The sequence below is a fragment of the Lentzea sp. NPDC037011 genome (genome assembly GCF_055607425.1).
This window is the reverse complement of record NZ_JBVJRT010000006.1, coordinates 124,725-139,295: the sequence shown is the minus strand read 5'-3', so window position 1 is coordinate 139,295 and position 14,571 is coordinate 124,725. Positions and strand designations below refer to the sequence as shown.

General features: G+C 71.3%; 15 protein-coding genes. 12 read left to right on the top strand and 3 right to left on the bottom strand.

The features are described 5' to 3' along the window. Positions 1-2: 2 nt before the first annotated feature. The 3 genes from ACZ7CH_RS19805 to ACZ7CH_RS19795 all read left to right on the top strand — a co-directional run bounded on the left by ACZ7CH_RS19805 (position 3) and on the right by ACZ7CH_RS19795 (position 3,310). Positions 3-770, top strand: a complete 768-nt coding sequence (locus tag ACZ7CH_RS19805) for a 3-oxoacyl-ACP reductase (protein WP_360391640.1) — start codon at positions 3-5, stop codon at positions 768-770. A 15-nt stretch (positions 771-785) separates the two neighbouring features. Then, entirely contained in the window at positions 786-1,481 is a 696-nt protein-coding gene (locus ACZ7CH_RS19800; RefSeq protein ID WP_360391636.1) for a FadR/GntR family transcriptional regulator, read from the top strand. Between the two features lie 185 nt (positions 1,482-1,666). Beyond that, positions 1,667-3,310 (top strand): AMP-binding protein, encoded by a 1,644-nt coding sequence (locus ACZ7CH_RS19795; protein WP_470374502.1) that lies wholly within the window; start codon positions 1,667-1,669, stop codon positions 3,308-3,310. 83 nt (positions 3,311-3,393) lie between these two features. On the opposite strand, the gene ACZ7CH_RS19790 is transcribed toward ACZ7CH_RS19795, so the two are convergent. Next, complete coding sequence (locus ACZ7CH_RS19790; protein WP_360391630.1) at positions 3,394-3,792, bottom strand: hypothetical protein; 399 nt, start codon at positions 3,790-3,792, stop codon at positions 3,394-3,396. Then, on the bottom strand, positions 3,789-4,088 hold the full coding sequence (locus tag ACZ7CH_RS19785) for a hypothetical protein (protein WP_360391627.1): 300 nt from the start codon (positions 4,086-4,088) through the stop codon (positions 3,789-3,791). The genes ACZ7CH_RS19790 and ACZ7CH_RS19785 overlap by 4 nt, the downstream gene beginning before the upstream one ends. Before the next feature lie 130 nt (positions 4,089-4,218). On the opposite strand from ACZ7CH_RS19785, the gene ACZ7CH_RS19780 reads away from it, so the two are divergent. The 9 genes from ACZ7CH_RS19780 (at position 4,219) to ACZ7CH_RS19740 (ending at position 12,875) form a co-directional block, all read left to right on the top strand. Further along, complete coding sequence (locus ACZ7CH_RS19780; RefSeq protein ID WP_470374501.1) at positions 4,219-4,713, top strand: GNAT family N-acetyltransferase; 495 nt, start codon at positions 4,219-4,221, stop codon at positions 4,711-4,713. 48 nt (positions 4,714-4,761) lie between these two features. Further along, complete coding sequence (thrS, locus tag ACZ7CH_RS19775; protein ID WP_470374500.1) at positions 4,762-6,810, top strand: threonine--tRNA ligase; 2,049 nt, start codon at positions 4,762-4,764, stop codon at positions 6,808-6,810. After that, the gene (locus tag ACZ7CH_RS19770; RefSeq protein ID WP_360391619.1) at positions 6,807-7,370 is read left to right on the top strand and encodes an HIT family protein; all 564 of its coding nucleotides are present in this window, start codon (positions 6,807-6,809) and stop codon (positions 7,368-7,370) included. Before thrS ends, ACZ7CH_RS19770 begins: the two co-directional genes overlap by 4 nt. Before the next feature lie 71 nt (positions 7,371-7,441). Beyond that, entirely contained in the window at positions 7,442-7,621 is a 180-nt protein-coding gene (locus ACZ7CH_RS19765; RefSeq protein ID WP_360391616.1) for a hypothetical protein, read from the top strand. Positions 7,622-7,901: 280 nt separating this feature from the next. Beyond that, the gene (locus ACZ7CH_RS19760; RefSeq protein WP_360391613.1) at positions 7,902-8,741 is read left to right on the top strand and encodes a helix-turn-helix domain-containing protein; all 840 of its coding nucleotides are present in this window, start codon (positions 7,902-7,904) and stop codon (positions 8,739-8,741) included. A gap of 89 nt (positions 8,742-8,830) precedes the next feature. Continuing rightward, positions 8,831-9,433, top strand: coding sequence for a phosphatidylinositol phosphate synthase (gene pgsA, locus ACZ7CH_RS19755; RefSeq protein WP_360391610.1), 603 nt, complete (start codon positions 8,831-8,833; stop codon positions 9,431-9,433). Continuing rightward, on the top strand, positions 9,430-10,332 hold the full coding sequence (locus ACZ7CH_RS19750; protein WP_360391607.1) for a phosphatidylinositol mannoside acyltransferase: 903 nt from the start codon (positions 9,430-9,432) through the stop codon (positions 10,330-10,332). Before pgsA ends, ACZ7CH_RS19750 begins: the two co-directional genes overlap by 4 nt. Positions 10,333-10,369: 37 nt before the next feature. Continuing rightward, the gene (locus ACZ7CH_RS19745) at positions 10,370-11,482 is read left to right on the top strand and encodes a glycosyltransferase family 4 protein (protein ID WP_360391605.1); all 1,113 of its coding nucleotides are present in this window, start codon (positions 10,370-10,372) and stop codon (positions 11,480-11,482) included. A gap of 442 nt (positions 11,483-11,924) precedes the next feature. Continuing rightward, a complete protein-coding gene (locus ACZ7CH_RS19740) occupies positions 11,925-12,875 on the top strand; it encodes an NUDIX hydrolase (RefSeq protein WP_470374499.1) in 951 nt (316 codons plus the stop codon). Positions 12,876-13,330: 455 nt separating this feature from the next. Here ACZ7CH_RS19740 and ACZ7CH_RS19735 read toward each other — a convergent pair whose 3' ends face one another. After that, complete coding sequence (locus ACZ7CH_RS19735; protein WP_470374498.1) at positions 13,331-14,566, bottom strand: DUF4241 domain-containing protein; 1,236 nt, start codon at positions 14,564-14,566, stop codon at positions 13,331-13,333. Positions 14,567-14,571: the final 5 nt, after the last annotated feature.

Here is a 14,571-nt window from a genome sequence, read left to right as displayed (position 1 = left end):
ACATGGTGCAGCGACTCGAGGGCCGCGTGGCCGTCGTGACGGGTGGCGGCAGCGGCATCGGTCTCGCGACCGCGCGCAGGTTCGCGAGCGAGGGCGCGGAGGTCGTCGTCGCCGACCTCGACCCGGCGACCGGCAAGGCAGCGGCCGACGAGGTGGGCGGGCTGTTCGTCCAGGTCGACGTGACCGACGAGGAGCAGGTCAAGGCGCTCTTCCAGACCACAGTGGACACGTACGGCAAGCTGGACATCGCGTTCAACAACGCCGGGATCTCGCCGCCCGACGACGACTCGATCCTCACGACGGGACTTGAGGCGTGGGAACGCGTGCAGAAGGTGAACCTCACGTCGGTCTACCTGTGCTGCAAGTACGCCATCCCGCACATGCAGGCCAACGGCAAGGGCTCCATCATCAACACGGCGTCGTTCGTGGCGACGATGGGCGCGGCGACGTCGCAGATCTCCTACACGGCGTCGAAGGGCGGCGTGCTCGCGATGTCGCGTGAGCTGGGCGTGCAGTTCGCACGCGAGGGCATCCGCGTGAACGCGCTCTCTCCCGGCCCGGTCAACACGCCCCTGCTGCGGGAGCTGTTCGCGAAGGACCCGGAACGGGCCGCGCGCCGGCTCGTCCACGTGCCGCTCGGCCGGTTCGCCGAACCCGAGGAGATCGCCGCGGCGGTCGCGTTCCTGGCCTCCGACGACTCCTCGTTCATGACCGCGTCGAACTTCCTCGTGGACGGCGGCATCTCCGGCGCCTACGTGACCCCCCTCTAAGGGACGTCACAGCAGATGGAGCACGCGCAGGAGGCGTTGTTCCGCCCGGTGCGGGCGGGCAACGCCTTCGAGGAGACCGTCGAACGGCTCATGCAGGCCATCCGGCTCGGCGTCGTCGCGCCGGGCGAGCGGCTGCCGTCCGAACGGGAGCTCGCCACCCGGCTCGGCGTGAGCCGGGTGACCGTGCGCGAGGCCATCAGGTCGCTGCAGGAGAACAACTACGTCGAGTCGCGCCGCGGCCGCTACGGCGGCACGTTCGTGACCGAGGAGGTCCCGGAGTCCGCGCCCGGCAAGGAGCTCGGCGACCTGCACGACGCGCTGACGCTGCGCAAGGTCCTGGAGACCGGTGCGGCGGAGGCGGCGGCCGGCCGGTCGCTGGGCCCCGCCGAACGCCGCGGTCTGCGGAGCAGGCTGGCGGAGGCGTCCACGGCGGCGCTGGCCGAGTACCGGCGCAAGGACTCGCGGCTGCACCTGGCCATCGCGGAGGCCACCGGGTCGGCCTCGCTCACCGCGGCGGTCGCGGACTCGCGGATGCGGGTCAACGAGCTGCTCGACACCATCCCGCTGCTCGAACCGAACCTCGCCCACTCCAACGCCCAGCACGAGCGCATCATCGCTTCCATTTTGGACGGTGACCCGGCCGCGGCGCGCAGGGAGATGGCCGAGCACCTCGACGGGACGGCGTCACTGCTGCGGGGCTTCCTGGTCTGACCGCCCAGACCGCCTCTTGGGGCGCTCACAGCGCGCCGGTCCGGCCACTCCGCTAACATGAAAACGTTTGCAGGTTCGGTTGTCGTGTTGTCATGCTCATTCCGCGTGGAACAACACTTGGCGTCCGGCTTGCCGACAGTTACCGTCCGAACACCTCGGGGGACTTGCAGCGCGAGGAGCTGTTGATGCCAGGGTTGCGCAAGGTGTTCCGCGACGCCGTGGGCCGGGTGCACTCACTCCGCGTCTTGTCCGACGCGGGCATGGTCAACCTCACGAACGTCAAGATGTCCGTGCAGGCGTTGCGCGAGGTGGCGGTCTGGGGCCCGAACGTCACGGCGCTGCGCCGTGCGGTGCGGCTGAACCCGGACGGCATCGCGCTGGTCGACGACCGCGGGTCCGTCACGTACCGGCAGCTCGACCGGCGGTCCACCGCGATCGCGCAGGGCCTGCGGTCGCTCGGCGTGCAGCACACCCACGTCGTCGCGCTGATGTGCCGCAACCACCGCGGCATGGTCGAGTCCCTGCTGGCGTGCGCGAAGCTCGGCGTCCGGGTGCTGCTCGTCAACACCGGCTTCGGCGCGCCGGTCGTGCTGGACCTCCTGCAGCGCGAACGCGCGTCCGTCGTCATCCACGACGAGGAGTTCACCCCGCTGTTCCACCAGCTGCCGCCGTCGGTCCCGCGCTGGCTCGCCTGGTCGCGCGACGGCCTCGACCGGCGCACGCCGACGCTCGACCAGCTGGTCGCCAAGGCACCGCGCGGTGAGCTCGACCCGCCGCGCGAGCCCGGTGTGGTGATCCAGCTGACCTCCGGCACCACCGGCGTTCCCAAGGGCACCGCGCGGGAGATCAAGTCGGTGCTCACGGCGTCGGACTTCCTCGACCGCATCCCGATGAGGGCGAACGAGTCGACGTTCATCGCCGCCCCCATCTTCCACTCCGTCGGCTACTCGCACCTGACGCTCGCGATGTCGCTCGGCTCGCGCGCGGTGCTGCACCGCCGGTTCGACCCGCGCAAGACGCTGTGGTCGGTGCAGGGCCAGCGCTGCACCACGCTGGTGCTGGTCCCGACGATGCTGCAGCGGATCATGGAGCTGGACCGCTCGGTGATCGACTCGTTCGACCTGGGCCACCTGAGGGTGGTGTTCTCCTCGGGCTCGCCCATCGCGCCCGAGCTCGTCCAGCGCACCATGGCCGTGCTCGGCCCGGTGCTCTACAACCTCTACGGCTCAACGGAAGTCGCCGTCGCCACCGTCGCCACCCCCGAGGACCTGGCCGCCGCGCCGTCCAGCGTCGGCATGCCGCCGCACAACTGCCTCGTGCGGATCTACGACGAGTCCGGGCAGCGGATCACCCGCTCGTTCGTGACCGGCCGCATCTACGTGCGCGGCTCGCTGACCGTCGACCTGTACACCGACGGCACGCAGAAGGAGTCCATCGACGGGCTCGTCGCGACCGGCGACCTCGGGCACTTCGACCCCAACGGCCGGCTCCACTTCGACGGCCGCGAGGACGACATGATCGTCTCCGGCGGCGAGAACGTGTACCCGGTCGAGGTGGAGAACCTGCTCATGACGCACTACCGGGTGCGCGACGCCGCGGTGCTCGGCGTGCCGGACCCCGAGTACGGGCAACGGTTGCGCGCGTTCGTGGTGCCGGTGGCCGGCACGCGGATCGACGTGCGGGAGCTGCGCGAGTTCGTGCGCACCCGGCTCGCGCGGCACAAGGTCCCGCGCGAGGTCGTGGTCGTGCCGAAGCTGCCGCGCAACGCGACCGGCAAGGTGGTGCGGCGCCAGCTGCTGGCGATCCGGCTGGGACCGCAGGCCCAGTAGCCGGCGGCGTGCGTTCCCGGCCCCGGGTGAGCGCGCGACCCGCGGTCGGGGACTCGGTGCGCGAGTCGCGCGCTCGGCCGGTGTCACCGCTCGAAGCGGTCGCCCCGCTGGTCGAGCGGGCCGCGCTGGTCGAAGCGGTCCGGCCCGCGTTCGCCGCGGTCGTGCACGCGGTGGTGACCCGGTCCGCCGCGGTCGTCGAAGCGGTTGGCGGTCACCGCGCCGACGATGCCGCCGCCCAGCACCAGGCCCAGCAGGCCCACGGCGACCAGCTGGGTGGCCCGGTGGCGCGCGAACCCCCTCAACCGGGACCGCGTGACCGGCGGCGCCGGGGGAGGCGGGGCAGCGGCCGGTGTGGCCGCGGCCGGGTCCGGCTGAGGCGGTGCCCGGTGGGGCGTCGTCGGCTGGTCCGCGGCGGGCCGGTCCTCCGGTGGTTCGTTGCGCGGCGGCTCCGGTGGGGGAGGCGCCTGTCCCTGCTCGCTCATGGCACCAACGATGCGCCGCTCGACTGAGCACAGCCTGACAGCTGCCTGTTCGTTTCCTGAAGCCGCGAGTTCATGATCGGCCGGGAGGCCGCGAAGACGTGGCGCTGGTCGGCGTAGGTGGCGCCGAACAGCTCGGCGTCCAGCACACCCGACCACAGGAAGTGCAGCGTGGTGCGGGTGCCGTCCCGGGCGTCGCGGCGGGCGTAGTGGTCGCGCAGGTCGGCGTAGAGCAGGCGCAGCTCGTCCCGGTTGGACGCCGTGCGGCGGACGGGGCATTCGACCACGGGATCGTGCATGTCAGCGCTCCTCACATCGGCGGACGGGCCCACAGCGTGCCCGCCCCGGCCGCTGGAACGCATCCGGAAAACCACTCAGACGAGCGTGCGTATGACAAACCGGTTGCGTCGACCGGCTTCAATCGAAGGCATGGAACTCGTACCCCTCCGCAGGGCGTTCGCCCAGGCCATGGCCGACGGCGGGCCGCACGCCGACGAGGTCAACCGGTTCACCGGCACGCACGGCACGTTCACCCTGGAGGACTACGAGGCCTACATCGAGCGCACGCTGGCCGACCCCAACCGCTACACCCGCGCCATCACCGTGGACGGCAGGTACCTGGGCGAGGTCGTGCTCAGCCCGATCGACGACGTCAACCGCAAGTCCGGGCTGCGGATCGCGCTGCAGGACGGGTTCGGCAAGGGCTACGGCACGGCGGCGGTCAAGCACGTCCTGCACCACGCGTTCACCGAGCGCAACCTCCACCGGGTGGACCTGGAGGTGTACGAGTTCAACGAGCGGGCGCTGCACGTCTACCGCAAGTGCGGCTTCCGCGAGGAGGGCCGGCTGCGCGACGTGCTGCTCTGGGACGGCGTCTTCCACGACGCGATCGTCATGTCGGTTTTGAGCACCGATAACATCTGACCTGCTGAACACAAAGTTCCAGCCCGAGAGTCACACCGAGGAGTCATCGTGTCCGAGTCGCGCCCAGCAGTCGCCCAGAACCCGCCGCGCGTGGTGGTTCCGGCTGGGACGACGGCGGGCACGGCCGTGCGCGAGGCAGGTCTGCCCGGCAAGGGCGCCGACGCGATCGTCGTCGTGAAGGACGCGGAGGGCCACCTGCGCGACCTGTCGTGGACCCCGCAGGTCGACGTCGAGGTCGAAGCGGTCGCCGCGGACACCGAGGACGGCCGCAGCGTCCTCCGCCACTCCGCCGCGCACGTGCTGGCGCAGGCGGTGCAGCAGCAGTTCCCCGAGGCCAAGCTCGGCATCGGCCCGCCGGTGAAGGACGGCTTCTACTACGACTTCCAGGTCGAGAAGCCCTTCACCCCCGAGGACCTGCAGGCGCTCGAGAAGCGCATGAAGCAGATCATCAAGTCCTCGCAGCGGTTCTCCCGGCGCGTCGTCGAGTCGGTCGACGCCGCGAAGGCCGAGCTGGCGTCCGAGCCGTTCAAGCTGGAGCTGGTCGACCTCAAGAGCGACGTCGACACCAGCGAGGTCATGGAGGTCGGCGGCGGCGAGCTGACGATCTACGACAACCTCGACCCGCGCTCCGGCGAGCAGGTCTGGGGCGACCTGTGCCGCGGCCCGCACGTGCCGACCACCAAGCACATCCCGGCGTTCAAGCTCACCCGCGTGGCCGCCGCGTACTGGCGCGGCAACGAGAACAACCCGCAGCTGCAGCGCATCTACGGCACCGCGTGGGAGTCGCAGGAGGCGCAGGACGCCCACCTGGAGCGCCTGGCCGAGGCCGAGCGCCGCGACCACCGCAAGCTCGGCGTGGAGCTGGACCTGTTCTCGTTCCCCGACGAGATCGGCTCCGGCCTGGCGGTGTTCCACCCCAAGGGCGGCATCATCCGCAAGGCCATGGAGGACTACTCCCGCCAGCGGCACACCGAAGAGGGCTACGAGTTCGTCTACTCGCCCCACATCACCAAGGGCAACCTGTTCGAGGTCTCCGGCCACCTCGACTGGTACAAGGACGGCATGTACCCGGCGATGCACCTCGACGCCGAGCTGAACGAGGACGGCACCGTCCGCAAGCCGGGCCAGGACTACTACCTCAAGCCGATGAACTGCCCGTTCCACGACCTGATCTTCAAGTCGCGCGGGCGGTCGTACCGCGAGCTGCCGCTGCGCATGTTCGAGTTCGGCGGCGTGTACCGGTACGAGAAGTCCGGCGTGGTGCACGGCCTCACCCGCGTGCGCGGCATGACGCAGGACGACGCGCACATCTTCTGCACCCGCGACCAGGTCCGCGACGAGCTGGCCTCGCTGCTGGAGTTCGTGCTCGGCCTGCTGCGCGACTACGGCCTCGACGACTTCTACCTGGAGCTCTCGACCAAGAACCCGGAGAAGTACGTGGGAGAGGACGAGATCTGGGACGAGGCGACCGAGACGCTCGCGTCGGTGGCGCGGGAGTCCGGCCTGGAGCTGGTGCCCGACCCCGGTGGCGCCGCGTTCTACGGCCCGAAGATCTCCGTCCAGTGCCGCGACGCCCTCGGCCGCACCTGGCAGATGTCGACCATCCAGCTCGACTTCAACCTGCCGGAGCGGTTCGAGCTGGAGTACACCGGGCCCGACGGCTCGCGCGTGCGCCCGGTCATGATCCACCGCGCGCTGTTCGGGTCGGTGGAGCGGTTCTTCGGCGTGATGACCGAGCACTACGCGGGCGCGTTCCCGGCGTGGCTCGCGCCGGTGCAGGTCGTGGGCATCCCGGTGACCTCCGAGAACGCCGACCACCTGTTCGCGGTGCGCGACGTCCTCAAGCGCCAGGGCATCCGGGTCGAGGTCGACGCCTCGGACGACCGGATGCAGAAGAAGATCCGCAACCACACCCTGCAGAAGGTGCCGTTCATGCTCCTGGCCGGCGCCAAGGACGTGGAGGCGAACGCGGTGTCGTTCCGGTTCCGCGACGGCACGCAGATCAACGGCGTCCCGGTGGAGCGCGCCGTCGAGCAGATCGTCGAGTGGGTCGGTCGCCGCGAGAACGCCTCGCCGACGGCGGAACTGCTCTCGTGACGTCCGAGTTCGAGCAGCCGGAACTTTCCGGTCAGGAGGGTGTCGGTGTCCACGACGCATTGCAGCGGTTGTGGACACCGCACCGCCTGTCCTATGTGAAGGGCGAGGGCAAAGCGGTCGGCGATGAACCGGCCGGTTGTCCGTTTTGCCGAGTGGTCGAACTGGACGACGAATCGGGCCTGATCATCGCCCGCGGGTCGGAAGTGTTCGCGGTGCTGAACCTCTACCCGTACAACCCGGGGCACCTGATGGTGCTGCCGTATCGGCACGTGCCTGACTACGCGGACCTGACGGTTTCCGAAACCGCCGAGTTCGCCGCGTTCACGCAGAAGGCGATGCGCGTGGTGCGCCGGGTGGCCGCGCCGCACGGGTTCAACATCGGCATGAACCAGGGCGTCGTCGCCGGTGCCGGGATCGCCGCGCACCTGCACCAGCACGTGGTGCCGCGGTGGGGCGGGGACGCGAACTTCATGCCGGTCATCGGGCACACGAAGGTGCTGCCGCAGCTGCTGGGGGAGACCAGGCAGCTGCTGGCCGACGGCTGGCGGGCGCTCGACTGACGCTGCGGACACAGATCGACTACCACTCGCTATCTATTGACTTTCGATAGCTGACGAGTGATAGTCGATCTATGCCTCGACTGCTGCTGTCCCTGCTGGGCTGTGTCCTGCTCATCGCGCTCGGCGTGAGCGCCCTCCTGTACGCCCAGGCCGACGACGCGCCGGGGCTCGGGCTCATCGCGTTCGCCCTCGTGTTCGGCGGCATCGGACTGGGTGTGCGCGCGGTATTGCGCTGGCGAAAGCCGGTATGAGCGCGCGGTCGCGCGTGCTTGAAGCCCGTACCATTTCTTGGACAAAAAAGTGACAAAAAGCACCCCCGTTGTCCTGGTAGGACAATCGGCGGAGTTTCCATGCGGTGCGGAATAGGTTGCGTTGCAACTTTCGGGTGCATTTAGTCGGGTGATCGAGACATTCGGCCAGCGCATAGCGATTCCAGGTAGGTGAGATCACCCACCTGGAGGTGTCAACTGGAAGTCAAGTCCCCGCCTATGGCCGATCGTCTCAGCGTGTCCGAATGGTTACGGTGCGAACATGACCGCACCTGAGCGTTCGCGATTAGCGAGAGAACGGCTTTCGCGTGAACTACGCCGGTTGCGCACCGAGGCGAAGATGACCGGCACGGCCACCGCCCGTGCCACCGGGATGAGCCAGTCCAAGCTGTCGAAGATAGAGAACGGCATGCTGCTCCCGTCCGTCACCGACGTGGAGCGCCTCGTCGCGGAGCTCGCCGCGACGAGGGAGACGCGGGTCGAACTGGTCGAACTCGCCCGGTCGCTGCACGCGGAGGCGGAGACCCGCCGCGTCGTGCTGCACCGGGGTGCGCACCGCCACCAGCAGACGATCAGCCGGGTCGAGGCCCGCGCGGCGACGTCGAGGTTCTTCCAGCTGAACCTCGTGCCGTCGCTGCTGCAGTCCGAGGCCTACCTGCGCACCGTGCTGGCGACGATGCCGCCGTCCGAACAGGAGGCGGCCGTCGCGGCGCTGCGGGTGCGGCGGTCCCGGATGGACGACCTGGCGAAGCAGTTCGTGTTCGTGCTCACCGAGAGCGCGCTGCGCTGGCGGATGGGGTCGTCGGAGCTGATGGCGGAGCAGGTCGAGCACCTGGCCGCGATCCAGCGCCGGCCCAACGTCCGGCTCGGCGTCGTGCCCTGGTCGGCGGACACGAACGTGGTGGCGCTGCACGGTTTCCACATCTACGACGAGCGCGTCGTCACGGTCAGCGTGCTGACCGGCAACGCCACCATCACCGACCCGCTGGACGTGCGCGAGTACCTCGCGCTGTTCGGCCGGCTGGAGCGGACGGCGGTGCGGGGAGAGGAGCTGCAGGGGTTGCTGAAGAAGATCGCAGAGGACCACCGCAGGTTCACGTAGCGGCCGAGGGGCCGCGGCAGCCGCTGCGGCCGGCGCCCGCTCACCCGCGGGAGGCACGTTTCAGCAGTCCAGCTAGGCTGCGAACCGCCATGCTGAACATCTTCGCTCGCGCGTCCGTCTCGCGCGTCACCGATCCGATCGGGGCGTGGCTGCTGGCGCGTGGCCTCACGCCCAACGTCGTCACCGTCGTCGGCACCGTGGGCGCCGTCGCGAGCGCGCTGTGGTTCATCCCCCGCGGGCAGCTGTTCCTCGGCAGCGCGCTGGTCGCGTTCTTCGTGCTGCTCGACCTGATCGACGGCGCGATGGCCCGCGCGGCCGGCCCGACGAAGTTCGGCGCGGTCCTCGACGCCACCTGCGACCGCATCGCCGACGGCGCCCTGTTCGCGGCGCTCACCTGGTACGCGCTCGACTCCGGCGCCCGCTGGACGGCGGCCGCCGGGTTCGTCTGCCTGGTCGCGGCGCAGGTCATCTCGTACGTGAAGGCGCGGGCGGAGGCCACCGGGCTCTCCGCCGACGGCGGCATCGCCGAGCGGGCGGAGCGGTTCATCGTGGCCCTCGTCGGCGCCGGTGTGCAGGGCCTGGGCGTGCCGCACCTGCTGGACGTGGCGTTGTGGCTGCTCGCGGTCATGACGGTCGCGACGGTGGTGCAGCGCGTCCTCGCCGTGTCGAGGTCGGCGCGGGAGGCCGCGTGAACCTCGCGACGCTCGGGTACACCGCCGGCTGGCAGCTGATCCGGCTGCTGCCGGAGCCGTGGGCGCGCGGCCTGTTCCAGGCGGGCGCCGACCACGCGGCCCGCAGGGGCGGTGCGAGCGTCCAGCAGCTGCGCAAGAACCTGAGCCGGGTCGTCCCGCGGGCGGGCGACGAGGAGCTCGACGAGCTCGTGCGGGAGTCGCTGCGGTCGTACGCGCGCTACTGGCGCGAGGCGTTCCGCCTGCCGACGATGGACCACCGCGCGGTGGTCCAGAAGTGCGACCAGCTGATCTCCGGCACGGAAAACCTGGACGCGGCACTGCGTGAAGGCACCGGCGCCGTGGTGGCGTTGCCGCACAGCGGGAACTGGGACATGGCCGGTGTCTGGCTCGTCGCCCACTCCGGCACGTTCACCACCGTCGCCGAGCGGCTGAAGCCCGAGTCGCTGTACCGCCGGTTCGTGGAGTACCGCGAGACTCTGGGCTTCGAGGTGCTGCCGCTGACCGGCGGCGACCGTCCGCCCACGGCCGTGCTGACCGAACGCCTGCGCGCCAACAAGGTCGTGTGCCTGCTCGGCGACCGCGACCTGACCTCCTCCGGCGTGCCCGTGACGTTCTTCGGCGAGCAGACCCTGATGCCCGCGGGCCCCGCGCACCTGGCCGCCACCACCGGCGCCGCCCTGCTGCCGGTCGGCTGCTGGAACACCGAGGACGGCTGGCAGTTCCGCATCCACCCGCCGATCAAGGTGAGCACCGTCCCCGCCGCCACCCAGGCCCTCGCGGACGTCTTCGCCGCCGACATCGCCGCGCACCCCACCGACTGGCACATGCTCCAGAAGCTCTGGCTCGCGGACCTGCCGGAGAGCCGCCGCGCCGCGCTGGCCCGCCGGCACGTCCGGTGAGACCACGGGATCCCGCCCAGGTGGAGGTCGTGCCCCGGTGAAGATCGGAATCGTCTGCCCGTACTCGTTGGACGTGCCCGGCGGAGTGCAGGCCCACGTCGTCGACCTGGCCCGCGCCCTGATCGGCCTGGGCCACGAGGTGAACGTCCTCGCCCCCGCCGACGACGACCAGTCGCTGCCCCCGTTCGTCACCTCGGCGGGCCGTGCCGTCGGCATCCCCTACAACGGCTCCGTCGCACGCCTGTCGTTCGGCCCGGTGTCCTACGCGCGCGTGCGCCGCTGGATCGACGAGCACTCCTTCGACGTCCTGCACCTGCACGAGCCGACGGCCCCGTCCCTGTCGTTCCTGGCCCTGGTGGTCGCCGACGGCCCGATCGTCGCCACCTTCCACACCTCCACCCCGCGCTCGAAGATGCTGGCCGCGTTCCAGGGCGTGCTGCAGCCGTTCCTGGAGAAGGTCACCGCCCGCATCGCCGTCTCCGCACTGGCCCGCCGCGTCCAGGTCGAACACCTCGGCGGCGACGCCGTGGAGATCCCGAACGGCGTCGACGTCGACTTCTTCGCCTCCGCCTCCACTTTGGACGGCTACCCGCGCCCCGGCGGCACCATCGGCTTCGTCGGCCGCTACGACGAACCCCGCAAGGGCATGCCGATCCTCTGGGAGGCCTTCGGCCTGATCGCCGACGAGTTCCCCGACCTCCGCCTGCTCGTCGTCGGCCGCGGCGAACACGAGCTCACCGGCCCCCTCGCCGCCCGCGTCGACCTGCTCGGCCAGGTCAGCGACGAGGACAAGGCCCGCATGCTGCGCAGCATCGACGTCTACGTCGCCCCGAACACCGGCGGCGAGTCCTTCGGCATCATCCTCACCGAAGCCATGTCCGCCGGCACCGCGGTCGTCGCCTCCGACCTCGACGCCTTCCGCCGAGTCCTCGACGACGGCAAGGCCGGCGCGCTGTTCCCGGTCGGCGACGCCGCGGCCCTGGCCGACGCCCTCCGCTCCGTCCTGCGCGACACCGCGCTGCGCGCCGAGTACGTGGCCGCCGCCTCCGACCGCGTGCAGACCTTCGACTGGTCCGTGGTCGCCAGCCAGGTCCTGCGCGTGTACGAGACCGCCATCGCCGCCGACCCGCGCCGGGTGGCCGAGGCATGACCCGCGCCGACCGCTGCCCGCTCGCGGTGCCGGGTGCCCGCGTGGTCGCGGTTCCGGGTGCCACGGCTCGGGCTGCCACGGCTCGGGCTGCCACGGCTCGGGCTGCCACGGCTCGGGCTGCCACGGCTCGGGCTGCCACGGCTCGGGCTGCCACGGCTCGGGCTGCCGCGGTTCCGGCTGCCACGGCTCGGGTGGCGTCCGTCGCTCCGGCCGTGGCGGGTGCCGCGTCCGCCGGTGCACACGGCCGCCGTCTCGCTCTCGGCCACCGCCTCTGCCGTCGTACCGCGGCTGCGTTGGCCGCGCTTTCGACCGCTGCGCCGAGCCCCCGCCTCTGCCGTCGCACAGCGGGTGCGATGGCTGCGCTCCCGACCGCTGCGCCGAGCCTCCGCCGCGACGGCACCGGCCGCGCGGTCGCGGACCCCACCACCCAGGTGAGCGCCCCATGACCACCGTCGTCGTCGCCATCGTCATCGCACTGGTGCTGGCCGCCTGGATCCTGGCGATCGCCAACCGCCTCGACCGCCTCCACGTCCGCACCGATGCCGCCTGGGCCGCCCTCGACGCCGCCTTGGCCCGCCGCGCCGTCGTGACGCGTGCCCTGCTCGACCCCTCGCTGTCCGCCGCGGCCTCCCGTGCCGAGGCCGCCTCACGTGCCGACCGTGAGATGGCCGAGAACGAGCTGTCCGGACTCCTGGGTGCGCTCGACCGTTCGTCCCTCCCTCCTGCCGCGCTCGCTGAACTGGCTGACGCCGAGGAACGCGTCGTGCTCGCCCGCCGGGTCCACAACGACGCCGTCCGCGACACGCTGCTGCAGCGCCGCCGGCGCATCGTCCGCTGGCTGCGTCTGGCCGGCACCGCACCGCAGCCGTCCTACTTCGAGATCGCCGAACCCACCGCGCCCTCTGACGCGGTGATGCTGACGCCGCGCCCGTCCGCCCGCATCGTGCTCACCGACCCCGCCGGCCGCGTGCTGCTCTTCCAGGGCTTCGACCCCGCCCGGCCCCAGGAGCTCTTCTGGTTCACGGTCGGCGGTGGCGTCGAGAAGGACGAGGAGCTGCGCGACACGGCACTGCGCGAGGCGTTCGAGGAGACCGGCCTCCGGCTCGCCGCCGACGACCTGGTCGGGCCGGTGTGGCGGCGGCGCGCGGTGTTCAGCTTCGCCGGGCAGACGTTCGACGCCGAGGAGTGGTTCTTCTACGCCTCCGTTCCCGAGTTCACCGTGGACCTGTCCGGGTTCAACGACGTCGAGGAGACCAGCATCTCCGCGTTCCGATGGTGGACCGCGGAGGAGCTGGCCGCCACCGAGGACACCGTCTACCCGGTGCAGCTGGCGGAGCTGCTGCCCGCGCTCGCGGCGGGCGAGTGGGACGGCCAGACCCGCACGATCCGCTGACCGCTTGGCCGTGCCAGGCGCTGGGCGGCGGCGTCGGCCAATGCCTCCGCAGCCGGACGTAGGACGAGCGTCGCTGCTGCGGAGGGCCGTCTGCCCGGTCCGTCGGGCGGAGCTGTTCCGCGCGCCGCGGCGGGCGAGCGGAACACTAAACCCACACGATCCGCTGACGGCTCGGCTGTGCCTGGGGCTCGGCGGCAACGGCACCTGGCGATCCGCGGCGGTGGCGTCGAACAAGGCCTTCGTGGCCCAGCGCGGGACGAGCGTGGCCGCCACGGACGGCCGTTTGCCCGGCACAGCTGGCGGGTGCTGCCCGCGCTCGCGGTGGGCGAGCGGAACACCAGGTCCGCACTATCCGCCAAGAGTCTGGCGCTCCGCGGCAACGGTGTCGGGCAAGAACCCCGTCGCGTCGCCGCAAGCGAGCGGGACCGCCAGACCCGTGCGGGCCCGCTGGCGGCCTAGCGGTCCGCGCCGACAGCGTCGGGTAAGGCCTCCGTGGCCTGCCGCAGGACGAGCATGTCCGCCACGAAGCACGCCACCTCGCCGTCCGCCGACCGGCCGATCCACACCGGGTACGTGCCGTCGCCCCAGCCCGAGTGGTAGGCGACCAGGGTGGCGCCCGACGCCGGTTCGGTCAGCACCGCCGTCGTCGGGCCCATCGGGGTCATCAGCAGGTCCTCGGCCTCCTGCGACTCCTCGATCAGCTCGGCCAGCGCGGTGCACGCCGCGGCGTCCGTGAAACAGCCCACGCCGCCGTCGACGCCGAAGCCGTAGAACTCGCCCTCGCCGAGCACCACCACGTCCTGGCCCTCCTTGAGCGCCGGCTCCCACAACACGACCGGCGCAGGGGACACCACCAGCCTGGCCGCCGCGACACGGGCGTGGTCCGGCTGGTCCGCGAACCGCACCACCGACAGCTCGACCGGGTAGTCGCCCGGCGCGACCGCGGTCGAGAACGGCTGGCTCGTGCCGAGGTACGAGGGGTCAGCCGCGACCACCTGACCGCTCGGCATCCGGACCGTGCCACCGGCCACCAGCTCGACCACCACGGTCTCGTCCCTGCGCGGCAGCGTCCAGCGCGTCCCCGCCCGGAACGCGCCGTCGATCCCCAGCGGACGCAGCGGTGCCGAGGGCTGCCACGGCGGATCGGCCGGCTCCTGCTCCGCAACGTCCACCGGCACCAGCTCCAGCTCCAGCTCATCGGCCGAGGACAGCCCGGCCCAGTCGGAGAACGCGGGCACCTCCCCGTAGCACCCGCTGACGTCCTCCTGCTGCCAGTCGCTCCGCGAACCGCCGCGCTTGCCGTTCGGGCGCTCCACCCGCTTCACGTCGCCGTCGGGGGAGTAGGTGACCTGGGCGAACCCGCAGCCGTCGTCGAACTCGGGCTGCTCGTCGTCCCAGTAGGTCCACTCGCGACCGCGCAGCAGGAACAGCCGCCCGTCGAGCACCCGGTACTCGTGCATCCGCCGGCGTCTGCCCCGCGGGTCGAGGAACCACCACCGTGCGAAGTGGACGCCCCACGCGATCTCGGCCACGACGGTGACACGGCCCGTTTCCGGCTCCACCAAGCAGAACGCGTACTGCTCACCGGCGCGGTCGCGCTCCCGTGCGACCGCCACCGGCAACCGGCCCGAGATCTCCCTCCGGTCGGGGTCCCAGCCCTCGCAGTACACGACTTCCAGCGTTGTGGTCATGGGGG

Excerpts from the sequence above, each read along its gene's own strand:
- ACZ7CH_RS19805 (WP_360391640.1), top strand. The coding sequence starts at position 3 with ATGGTGCAGCGACTCGAGGGCCGCGTGGCCGTCGTGACGGGTGGCGGC.
- ACZ7CH_RS19800 (WP_360391636.1), top strand. The coding sequence starts at position 786 with ATGGAGCACGCGCAGGAGGCGTTGTTCCGCCCGGTGCGGGCGGGCAAC.
- ACZ7CH_RS19795 (WP_470374502.1), top strand. The coding sequence starts at position 1,667 with ATGCCAGGGTTGCGCAAGGTGTTCCGCGACGCCGTGGGCCGGGTGCAC.
- ACZ7CH_RS19790 (WP_360391630.1), bottom strand. The coding sequence starts at position 3,792 with ATGAGCGAGCAGGGACAGGCGCCTCCCCCACCGGAGCCGCCGCGCAAC.
- ACZ7CH_RS19785 (WP_360391627.1), bottom strand. The coding sequence starts at position 4,088 with ATGCACGATCCCGTGGTCGAATGCCCCGTCCGCCGCACGGCGTCCAAC.
- ACZ7CH_RS19780 (WP_470374501.1), top strand. The coding sequence starts at position 4,219 with ATGGAACTCGTACCCCTCCGCAGGGCGTTCGCCCAGGCCATGGCCGAC.
- ACZ7CH_RS19765 (WP_360391616.1), top strand. The coding sequence starts at position 7,442 with ATGCCTCGACTGCTGCTGTCCCTGCTGGGCTGTGTCCTGCTCATCGCG.
- ACZ7CH_RS19760 (WP_360391613.1), top strand. The coding sequence starts at position 7,902 with ATGACCGCACCTGAGCGTTCGCGATTAGCGAGAGAACGGCTTTCGCGT.
- pgsA (WP_360391610.1), top strand. The coding sequence starts at position 8,831 with ATGCTGAACATCTTCGCTCGCGCGTCCGTCTCGCGCGTCACCGATCCG.
- ACZ7CH_RS19740 (WP_470374499.1), top strand. The coding sequence starts at position 11,925 with ATGACCACCGTCGTCGTCGCCATCGTCATCGCACTGGTGCTGGCCGCC.
- ACZ7CH_RS19735 (WP_470374498.1), bottom strand. The coding sequence starts at position 14,566 with ATGACCACAACGCTGGAAGTCGTGTACTGCGAGGGCTGGGACCCCGAC.